General features: G+C 42.4%; 4 protein-coding genes and 1 tRNA gene. 4 read left to right on the top strand and 1 reads right to left on the bottom strand.

The genetic code is table 11. The features are described 5' to 3' along the window. The 4 genes from AC1DXF_RS29320 to AC1DXF_RS29305 form a co-directional block, all read left to right on the top strand. A partial coding sequence (locus tag AC1DXF_RS29320; protein ID WP_477452232.1) for a hypothetical protein occupies positions 1 to 402 on the top strand: 402 nt, incomplete at its 5' end. 97 nt (positions 403 to 499) lie between these two features. Further along, entirely contained in the window at positions 500 to 949 is a 450-nt protein-coding gene (locus AC1DXF_RS29315) for a thioredoxin family protein (protein ID WP_477452231.1), read from the top strand. 568 nt (positions 950 to 1,517) lie between these two features. Continuing rightward, on the top strand, positions 1,518 to 1,841 hold the full coding sequence (locus tag AC1DXF_RS29310) for a hypothetical protein (protein ID WP_477452230.1): 324 nt from the start codon (positions 1,518 to 1,520) through the stop codon (positions 1,839 to 1,841). Positions 1,842 to 1,981: 140 nt separating this feature from the next. After that, positions 1,982 to 2,056 (top strand) — tRNA-Val (locus AC1DXF_RS29305). A 105-nt stretch (positions 2,057 to 2,161) separates the two neighbouring features. On the opposite strand, the gene AC1DXF_RS29300 is transcribed toward AC1DXF_RS29305, so the two are convergent. Further along, on the bottom strand, positions 2,162 to 2,377 hold a 216-nt coding region (locus AC1DXF_RS29300), incomplete at its 5' end, for a transposase (protein WP_477447344.1).

The following is a 2,377-nucleotide window of genomic DNA, read 5'->3' as shown; positions in this document are numbered from 1 at the left end:
CGTCAGCAACAACAGCAGGCCCAGCAGCAACAACGCCAGCAACAGGCAGCACAGGAGCGTCAGCAACAACAGCAGGCCCAGCAGCAACAACGCCAGCAACAGGCAGCACAGGAGCGTCAGCAACAACAGCAGGCACAGCAGCAGCAACGCCAGCAACAGGCGGCACAGCAGCGTCAGCAACAACAGCAGGCACAGCAGCAGCAACGCCAGCAACAGGCAGCACAGGAGCGTCAGCAACAACAGCAGGCACAGCAGCAGCAACGCCAGCAACAGGCGGCACAGGAGCGTCAGCAACAACAGCAGGCACAGCAGCAGCAACGCCAGCAACAGGCGGCACAGCAGCGTCAGCAACAACAGCAGCAACGTCAGCAACAGCAACGCGACAAAAAGCCGGCAAATTAAAAATCGGCTTTAAACATATTTTTAATAGCACATATAAACACCTGTTTTTGGTTTTATATGTGCTATTTTTATTGCAGCAATAACCCTTTTATAAATTATGAAACACCTATCCAATCTGCCCCGTTTTATCGCCTCTTTAATCGTGCTTACCTTTTTGGGCTTTTCAGATGCCAAAGCACAGGGCTCCAAAAACTCCAGCGAGATAAATTTTATCGAAAATTCCCTTGGCGAGGCTATTAAACAGGCCTCCGCTAAAAATAAATATATTTTTGTTGATGCCTACGCCAGCTGGTGTGGCCCCTGTAAAATGTTGAAGGCAACCACTTTTAAAAACAACAAAGTAGCCGAGTTTTATAACAATAATTTTATTAATGTAGCCATTGATATGGAAAAAGGCGATGGCCCGAAACTGGCATCGGCCTGGGGATTGCGAGCTTATCCCACCCTTATTATACTCAATTCAAAAGGTAAAGCCGTTTATGGTACAGTGGGTTTTATAAGACCCGATGACCTTATACAGTTTGGCGTAAAAGGACTTACCAAATAAAAACGCACAAAGAAGCCTGGCGGCCATTAAAACCGCCCGGTAAATAACGCTTGCTCAATCAATTGAAAGCTTTGTTGTTTTATGATAGAGGAACCTATTGACAGCTCCAATGCCTGGGAATTCTTCACTACTCATCACCTGGTGCGGCTGCAACGGTATCTCTATTAAAAGCATTTTAAACTGCCGGCAAGTTTGTAAGCCGTGCAAACCAACAACGCCAGAAATGGACGGAACAAAATTATTTTAAATAAAAAAGACCGAAAAAACTCTCGCAGTTTTTTCGGCCCTACATCTACCTATGAAAAACAACCCTTTGAGAAGGGTATTATATTGAATTCAAATGCAATGCCAAAACAAAATCGGCCTCAAAACCCATAAAATGTCACTTTTTGTTTGACCACTTTCGTGCATTGTAGAAATACTTCCCCCAACTATGTAGACTTTTTACTCAACCAACTGGTAAATAAGCCGATATCCGTAAGTTAAAAATATAAAAGCCGGGCATGCCGCTTTTTAATATAAATGAACATTACAGAAACCATAAACCTTAAACATTGTTAATCTTTTTATGGACCATAACGTTTACTTATTGGCAACCGACCCTAAAAACCCTTGCCGGGACATCATTCATTCGCGGGATACCCGTTTGAAAGTGAGGGTATTTTGCCTTGATGAAGAACGCTTTAGTCCGGATGATAATGAAATTCAATTATACGGGTACGCCAACGATAAATTATATGCTTTTGAAACCATAAACGTAGCGGCCGACGATGCCCTTGACCTTGTAGATGCCATACAATGGTATGCCGGATATATAAAAGATCCCGATATGGAAATCCTCCCCGAAGACCCCAGGCCCGGGGCAACATACAGCGATGCAAAGTCAAATTAAGCATTCCTGAAAACATAACCAGCTAAATTATAGTGTCTTAAAATAAAATGTAAAATATTTTTTGAAGAATAGATCAAAGCTTCTATATTTGCAGACCCAAACGCAAGGGGGTTGATCTAAAGGTTAACGCAAAGCAAAAAGGGAGTTTAGCTCAGCTGGTTCAGAGCATCTGCCTTACAAGCAGAGGGTCACTGGTTCGAACCCAGTAACTCCCACAAAAACCTGATAGAAATATCAGGTTTTTCTATTTAAAGAGATTACCAACATGTATTTTGCTTACATAATCTAGGATCAGTCCGAAAAGTTGGGGGATAAAAAAGTCAGGCATATATTTTAGCAAGTCTGAATAGGAAGAAAGCAGTATCTCTAACGCCTCTTAAAGTGGCTCTAAAAGCTTTGACCTTAGCATTGAAAGATTCTGCCGAAGCGTTAGTACTTCTGTTATCGAAGAAGTTTAAGATAGATTCATAATGAGTTTGAACAGACCTTGCTACGGTTCTAAAAGCATCAATTCCTGCCTCTTCTACGTTGTTATA

Source organism: Mucilaginibacter sp. P2_A5, from assembly GCF_056404995.1.
The sequence above is the reverse complement of the archived record's forward strand: the minus strand, read 5'-3'. Positions and strand labels throughout refer to the sequence as shown.